The organism is Calothrix rhizosoleniae SC01, from assembly GCF_900185595.1.
Classification (GTDB): Bacteria; Cyanobacteriota; Cyanobacteriia; order Cyanobacteriales; family Nostocaceae; genus Calothrix_A; species Calothrix_A rhizosoleniae.
The window spans coordinates 20,235-28,576 of sequence record NZ_FYBH01000386.1 but is presented as its reverse complement, the minus strand read 5'-3'; the positions used below and the strand labels follow the sequence as shown (position 1 = coordinate 28,576).

The window sequence follows — 8,342 nt, the reverse complement described above, 5'->3', positions numbered from 1 at the left end:
AAAATTAAATTAAACAAAGAATGCAACAGATTAAAGTAGGTATATTCCTCCAACCATTAAATCTGGTGTGCCTTTTTCTCTTCCCCTTTAACCTTTACCCTTTCCCCTATTTTCCAGCCACAAGGGTAAATCAATGGAAACTATGAAGTAATGAATGATTTAAAATCTCCGTTCGTACATCACTCGAAATTGACTATCAAAGCCAGTATCTTGTTTACCTGAAAATAGATTTTGATAAAAGAAGTCACTGTAATCAGAAATAAATCTTAGTGAAGAGTTATCATCGATATGCTTAACCCCTTGGACGGAAGGAATAATCTGAAAATGGGTAAGACCAATCTTTTTACCAAAAGCATCAAACGGCTGTTGAATTGTCCATAGTATTTCTTGTTCAGCATTAGCAATCAAATTGCCTGTCAGGTATTGAATTACACCAGAACTGATTAAGTTTGCACCATTACCTTGCGAGATTTGTTGCTGAATCTCCAAAACAGAACCTATAGCGCGATCGCTAAGTAATGCTATAATCTCAGCTTTACTTCTTTGAGGAGTACTTGTAAGTCCGATCGCAGGATGTATCAGCCATTGTTTTTGTTGAATACCCTGTTCGGCATTATGATGAATGCAATTAGCTAACTCTTGCAGTGCTTGAGGATTTAATTGGTGACCATTGTTTGCGATCGCTTGCGTATGCCGTAGGCTCATCGCATTTGTACTAGTATCATCTTGGTTAAGCTGACAGGCAACGGTGGATGTATCGGATAAACTGGCGAGTAATTGATTGCCAGTGCCTTCAATCGTGACTTTTACATCTATGCGATCAGGGTGGGGAGGTGTAACAATATCATCTCTAATTTCTGAATCAATTGGTTGACGACGCTCAAATCGAGAGGAGTCAAAGACGAGGGTTTGTAATTGAATACTTATGTTGGGATTGAATAAACCTTGTTTGGGCTTAAATTCAATTATTTGATCGTGGTTACGAGTTAATGCAAATTGGTTATCAAATAGGTTGATCCTTCCTCGTTTTAATTCAATGATTCCCTCTGGCTGCAATTGATTTAAGAAGCCATTCAGGGTTACTTTACCTGCTAGACTAATATTGGCTTTAGGTAGCGATCGCTTAAATTTAAATCTATTGCCGAGAATTATCTGAAAGTCTTGGAATTGAGGTAATATAGCAGGATTATTGGTGGCGGGTTGGGCTGAACTGGGAGTATCTTGGGTTGTATTAGCTACCTTATCATTATTTACTTTAGGTAATACTAATGTTCCATGATGGAGGCGAATTTCACCCCCAATTAATGGATTCATTGCTGTTTGGGAAATAATCGCATTCCCGTCTATTTTACCGTTATATAGTCCCTTGAGATTCAGCTTTCCTGGTCCCATTGTTAGGGTTAGGGGGTTAGATAAGTTTTGTATGGAGTCAAATAAAGGTAAAATTCCTGTTAGTGCAAATGGACTTTCTGCCAGATTACCTTGGAGTTTTTCTACTTGAATTATATCATTTTCTAGGGTTAAATTCCCTGCAACACTTAAGTCTATATTTTCCTCCAATTGCTTGGTTTTAACTGTGGCATTCTCAAGCTGAATATTAGAATTAGCTGTGGTATATTTCAGAAATTCTGGTATAGTTTCGGCTTGCCAATTTAAGGAACCTGCAATTTTAAATTCGATTTTGCCATCTCCTTTTACCCATTCTAATTCACCTTGAGTTAATGGTTTGATTAGAGGAAATAATTTAGTTCCAAATGTTGTATCTATAAGTAGGGAATTATCTTCGTCTGCTTGAGGGGGATAGGGAAATAATGCTTGTAGTTGTATGGATGAATTAGGAGTGGTATTAAATTTTAAGCGAGAATTAATGTAACTAAATTGACCAGAAAATTTCCCTATAGATTCTTGTTCGAGAGTACCATTTATTAAAGATAATTGTCCTCGGGTAATTTGCGGTTGAAATAAACTACCATCTAAATTGGCTTGCATATTTAATCTGCCGTCAATATCAACAGGAAGGTCAATAAAATGCTGTACTGTATTTATAGGAAAGTTGTCTAATTTTAATAATCCAGATGCTTGCTGCAATGATAATTTTCCTTGAAAAGCTAGGAAACTATCTTCTATGTTTATCCGTACAGGTGCTAATTGTAATACTCCATTTTTGAAGTTTCCCTCAGCAATAATCCTATCAATGTATAAATCTTGATTGACTATTTTGTGCGAAGAATCATTAGATTTATTAGTTAAATGTGAATTTTCTGGTTTTAATTGCCATTTACTCCCATCTAGTTGGAAATTAATTTCGGGATTGGTTAGTTTCCCTGCAATGTTAATTTCTGTACTATATTTACCTCGAATATTTGCAGGATCGAATGGTAGTGGTATTGATTGTTTTTCTTGATTACTAAATTGTTGCAGTTGATTATTAATCCGTGCAAGCAGTTGTAGCTGTGAAAGTATATTACTTTGGGGATTACCTACTGGTTGTGTTGTTAAATTATTTGCCTTTCCATAATTATTAGTTTGATTGGTTGTAAATAGTGTTTCCAACAAAGATAAATCAGCAGCAGTGAATATGTCTTGTAATTCTGCTGAATTTGTCACCATTTTACCGTTGATATCGCCAGAATTAAGATTTAAGCTTCCCTGAAAATTATATTCACTTTCTCCCAATTTCAGAGAAGCAGATGATACTTGAGCAATTCCCTCATCATAGGCAAAATTAGCCGCAAATTCCTTTGCTTTGATATACTCCAAATCAGGGGAAAGAATATTAATATTTCCGGTTGTAGCTAAGTTGAATAAGTTAATATTAACTTTTCCCGTAGCTATTCCTCCCACTGAACCAGGAATATTTTGCTGTACAATAGGTATATTGTTTAATAGTCCTAGAGATAGATTTTGAATTCGTACATCTAAATCATCTCTTTGACGCTTACCACTGAGAATAAGACCTGTTTGAGTGTTACCTTGTTTTAATTCAAAACTAACTGGTAAATAGGGGAAAATACATTTTTTTTGTTGACAATATTCTAATTTAGCAGAAATGCGACCGCGTATTGCTTTTGTAGTAGTATTATCAGATTCTCCCTGCAAATCAAGAGCAATTTTTCTACCTAAGTCTATATTGACATTTCCTTTGAGTAATGGCTGAAATGCTATTTTTTCTACAACTAAGTCTCTCAGTTGTAAGTCTCCGAATAGTTTTAAGTTGCCAGGTAAAAATGGATTTGTTAGTAAGTTATTACCAACGAAATTACCTCGGAATATAGCTTGTCCTACAATGGGAGTTCCTAATTGTTGTTCTTGAGGTGCTAAACTTAAGGGAAGTTGATTTAAATTAGAAGTAGCAGTAACATTTAAATCAGTTCCTATTTCCCAAGGAATTATTTTATTTGATACAGGTGTAAGAATTATTTTACCATTAGCATTTAAAGACTGTTTCCCAGTTTGTAAAGAGATGTTTTTTGCTTGAATATTTGTAGATGAAGTACCTTGTAATAGAGGTTTTATATCTCCAATTAAATTAACTTGACTCGATAAATTTGTGAGCTCTGGACAAGATAAGGAAAGACTACTGCAAATTGCGGGAGTATTGATATTATTAGTGGTTATATTAGTAGAAAATTTACCATTATTCAAATTTGTTATGGTGTTTACTGTACCTTTAGCCACAGCTAACGTAGCTACTGCATTTGCTCTAATTTGACTAGAGTCTAATTGTAGTATTTTTTCGATTTGGCTAGAAAGCTGAATGTTGCTATTTACTAAATTTACAGGTAGAGGTAAATCTGGTAAAAATTTTGCCAGAGCAATTCTTTTTGCTTGTGCTTGCGCTTGGATATTACCTTTATTCAAGCGACTATTGACTGCTACTATGCCATTACTAACATTTAAATTAAGTTTAGCAATTCCTTTTATACTGGCTAAATCAAAATCATCCAATTCCCCAACTAAATTGACATTTCCTTTTTGGAGGGTGACGGGTTGATTTACTTGGATATTCTCTAGTTGTAATTGTGAGATGAATGAATTTAAAGGCAATTTATTGATATTCAAATTGGCTTGCCAATATTTATTAGCGAAATTACCTTTAGCATTAAAATCAATTGCACCTTTATTTCGATGTTGATTATTAACTAACTTTCCAGAAGCAGTTGCACGAAAACTATCTAAAGTAGCATCAGAGTCCAATGATAATAATTGCTGTATAGAACCAGACATATTAGCTTGGATCTGAGTAATTGTTAAAGGTAAACTAGGTAATAATTTCTGTATGTTAACTTTCCTTGCAGTCGCAGTGGTTTGAATTATCCCTTGATTCACTACACTATCAACTATGATATTACCTTGGCTAAGCTCCAATTTAAGCCTACTATTTGCTTGGATACTATCTAAATCAAAATTATTCAGCCTCCCTGATAATTTAACCGTGCTGTCTTTTAATGTAATTGGCTCATTAATTGCAGATTCACCAACTTTGAAATTTGCGATCACTGTATTTAATATTGTATTTAATGGTAAGTAATTAGTAGATATTAAAGTCTGCCAATTTTTGTCTACTAAATTACCTTTTCCTCTAACTTTTATTTGTCCCTCTTTTGTCTGTAAGTTTGTATTTTGCAGAGTTATTTGTTTGCCAGAAAGTAGAATGTCTCCAGCAGCAGAAACTTCACTCAGATAGGAAACATCAGAATTAGCTAAATTCCAAGAGATAATTCCTTGAGGATTAGAAACAGTACCACTAATTTTGCCCTCTGCTTGCAAATTGCCTAATTTAACTAATTGCGGAGCGGTACCATAATTAGCAGTTATTGCAGATGGATTGGGTAAATTGGCATCTACATCAAATGACAGTTGCGCTTGATTAAGATTAATTTTGCTAGTTTGGCGATCGATAAATTGTACATTTCCTTTCGCTGTAATTTCACCACCTGCTGCCGGAGTTACACGTAAATCCTGCAGTGAAATTTTATTAGTATTACCTGTAAACTTTGCTTGTACTTCAGAAAACTCTGTTTTATCAACTTTTATTTTTTGTCTACTTATAAGACTACCAAGTATTACAGGGTTTGTTAAAGCACCCCGGAGAAACATCTGAGCCTGTAATTTACCATCTATATTAACTGGCAATTTAAGGGGGAAAGTTCGCATTAAATTAGCTAAATCTATAGGATTAGTATCAACTTTGAGGTTAAATCCTTGATTCAAGTCAATATTGCCAGATATTAAAGTAGTTAAGTTCCCATAGCTGGCTTTTGTATCCTCAAATATAACTTTTTGTCCTGCAAATTCTAGGAATGTATTGGCTTTGAGGGGAAGTGGTAATTGCCTAATTCTTGCTTGTATTTTTTGGATATTAACTTTACCCTTAACAAAAGGAGCTTGGGTAAATGAAGGCAAATTTATCTGTAAGTCCCCATTCATTTTTCCTTGAGACAGAGTGACAATTTTCTCAGGAATCAACCTATTAAATTGGGTTAAATCAAGTCTTTTTATCTTGGCATTTGCTTGGGTTTTACCAGTTTTTATTTCTGTTTTACCATTAATGCTTAATTTACCTTGATCAACATCAGCGTTAATATCATATTTGACTCTTTCCGGCTGAATTTGATTATAGTTGACAAATCCATTAATTTGGGTGCTAAAAGGATTTTTTTGCCCCTGGGGAAGAAGAGTTACTTTTGCCTCCTGAAAACGAACAGTTGCATTCAAATTGACGGGAAGCTTACCACCCCCTGGCTGTTCCAATATATCTGGATTTACCCATTGTCCCTGTTTATCCTGGGCAACGTAAACATTTGGCTTAACTAGGGTGACACTGACAGGCAGGTTACGAAAAAGTAACGCAGGTATAGGATCGAAGTTAACATTTATAGCCTCAATATTAATATAATCAGGATCGGTTGCAGTTGCAGGAATGGAAGAAGAGCCAATTTGAATACCTATCAACCTCCAGCCTTTTACCTTACCTACATTAACCCGACGTTTGAGGATTTTACTTAACTCTGTTTCTAGAAATGGTGGTAGCTCTTTGCTAATCCAATAATTAACGCCAAAATAACCAACTACACTAATTCCAACTAGAGTTAATCCCAATGCTGCAATAATTCTACGGAGCCAAACACCCCTGGGTTTTGCACGGGAAATTTCTAAGGAATCTTCCTCTGGTGGAGTATTTGGGGACACCATGACTTGCTAAATCCAAAAGTTACTCTGCCTGTTTAAATTTTATAGATTACAGTATGTTTAGCATGGTGTAGTTTTAAATAATTTAATATTTAACAGGATTAGCTATTATAATACGAGACCCTGAGCAATAGGACAATATCTTTAATTAGCGATCGCTAATTGATTGTATCTGCATCATACTTTGATGCCCATGTCAACAACTAACCAATTTCTCAGCCATCTTAACCCTATCCAACGTCGTGCTGTGGAACATTTTTGTGGTCCTTTGCTGGTTGTTGCAGGTGCGGGTTCTGGCAAAACAAGGACTTTAACTTATCGTATTGCTAATTTAATTTTGCAACATCGAGTTGACCCAGAAAATATTTTGGCGATAACTTTTCACCAAAACCATTATCAAAATTTCAAGCATTTTTATCTCGAACAAGTACAAGAACATTGGAGTAGTTCATTTCCAGAGCTTCCTAGTTATCAGCGATTTGTTATCTGACACTATAGAACCCATTTGACATCTTTGCTTGAAATATAAGGCTTTCATGAAAGCCGTTTTAACCAACCTTACAACCATTAGGCTTCAAGACACCAGTTCATCGTAGTCAATTATCATAAGACGGATTAAACCAAGACAGTGAAAGGCTTGTAGATTCGACTATAGATGTCAAATGGGTCTATAGTTAATTCAAGCATATTTACCTATTTTTTTTCGTTTAAGTCCCGTTAAGACGAGGTTCAATTCGTTAACAACGACACTAATGTGTTAACGACGACAAATAAAGTGTTATTCGACACATAAAAATGGAGCTAAGCGGATTCGAACCGCTGACCCCTGCAATGCCATTGCAGTGCTCTACCAACTGAGCTATAACCCCGCAAAGTCCGTTTTTTACCTTAACTTAACAATGTGCTTATTGTCAATACACATAATTCTTACCTACAAATCTTAATTCTTTATTAAGATACTTGCAGTAAATAATTCATGCAATGACCCATTAAGAAGTAAACAACCATCATTGCAGCAGCAGCTACAGCTACCAGCAGACCTGCTAACATGAGAGAGAATTCTTTATGTTCGTAAGCCTTCTCCATTAGGTGTAGCGACCAGGCTACCAGTGCCACATCTATAAATAAAAGCGGTACTAACATAATAATTAATATAACTTAATGTTTCTTTACTAATAGTAACACTGTTTTTTATAGTTGTCCTGAACCACATAGGGAGTGGTTAGGAACTTAATACTTGCTTAAGAAATGGGTCTGATTGGTAGTTGCCGATCGCACAAATAGTTTTTGATTTCTGCGACACTTAGCTGTCCATAATGTAGTAAAGAAGCGAGTAGAGCGGTTTCAGCCTTACCTGTGGTAAGTACTTCATAGATGTGTTGGCAATTACCAGCACCCCCGGAAGCGATCACAGGAATTTGTACTGCCTCTACAATTGCTCTGGTTAACTCTAGGTCGTAACCAGCTTGAGTGCCATCAGCATCCATACTTGTCACCAACAATTCTCCTGCACCTCGTTTTTCTACTTCTTGTGCCCACTGAAGAGCATCTATACCTGTATTTTCTCTGCCACCACGGACATATACATCCCAACCAGGATTGGTGGGATCATTTCTGCGTCTGGCATCAATAGCAATGACTATGCATTGATTGCCAAAGCGATCGCTAGCTCGATTAATAAAATCTGGTTTACGTACCGCCGCAGAATTAATACTAACCTTATCTGCTCCGGCTCGTAACAAAGCTTTAACATTTTCTAAGGTTTGGATACCACCACCAACAGTCAGGGGAATGAAGACCTGCTCGGCGGTACGGTACACCACATCAATAATTGTATTGCGTTCTTCATGAGTAGCTGTAATATCTAGAAACGCTAACTCATCTGCCCCAGCATCGTTGTAAACCTTTGCCATTTCCACCGGATCACCGGCATCTTTAATATTGACAAAGTTAACTCCTTTTACAACTCGTCCCGCTTTTACATCTAAGCACGGTAAGATTCTCTTAGCTAGCATGATCAATTTTCTACCCTTGAATATTCCCCGAAATTTAAATTTTAAATGGGTAGGCGTATTCTAGAAAGAAAATTTTTGCATCCGTGTTTTTTCCTAGACTTGCGCGGTTTGCCATTTCCCGAAACCAGTCTGAAA

The 8,342-nt window shown here is 36.0% G+C and carries 3 protein-coding genes, 1 tRNA gene and 1 pseudogene; 1 reads left to right on the top strand and 4 read right to left on the bottom strand.

Annotation, left to right across the window (positions count from 1 at the left end; translation table 11 throughout):
* Window positions 1–159 precede the first annotated feature (159 nt).
* A complete protein-coding gene (locus CALSC_RS23630) occupies window positions 160–6,195 on the bottom strand; it encodes a translocation/assembly module TamB domain-containing protein (RefSeq protein WP_088243683.1) in 6,036 nt (2,011 codons plus the stop codon).
* Between the two features lie 190 nt (window positions 6,196–6,385).
* Between CALSC_RS23630 and CALSC_RS23625 the strand changes: the two are divergent.
* Window positions 6,386–6,575: pseudogene (locus CALSC_RS23625) on the top strand (UvrD-helicase domain-containing protein); the annotation flags it as partial.
* A gap of 413 nt (window positions 6,576–6,988) precedes the next feature.
* On the opposite strand, the gene CALSC_RS23620 reads toward CALSC_RS23625, so the two are convergent.
* The 3 genes from CALSC_RS23620 to hisF all read right to left on the bottom strand — a co-directional run bounded on the left by CALSC_RS23620 (window position 6,989) and on the right by hisF (window position 8,207).
* Window positions 6,989–7,061, bottom strand: a tRNA-Ala gene (locus CALSC_RS23620).
* An 82-nt stretch (window positions 7,062–7,143) separates the two neighbouring features.
* Window positions 7,144–7,335, bottom strand: a complete 192-nt coding sequence (locus CALSC_RS23615) for a hypothetical protein (protein WP_088243682.1) — start codon at window positions 7,333–7,335, stop codon at window positions 7,144–7,146.
* 98 nt (window positions 7,336–7,433) lie between these two features.
* The gene (gene hisF / locus CALSC_RS23610) at window positions 7,434–8,207 is read right to left on the bottom strand and encodes an imidazole glycerol phosphate synthase subunit HisF (protein ID WP_088243681.1); all 774 of its coding nucleotides are present in this window, start codon (window positions 8,205–8,207) and stop codon (window positions 7,434–7,436) included.
* Between the last annotated feature and the right edge of the window lie 135 nt (window positions 8,208–8,342).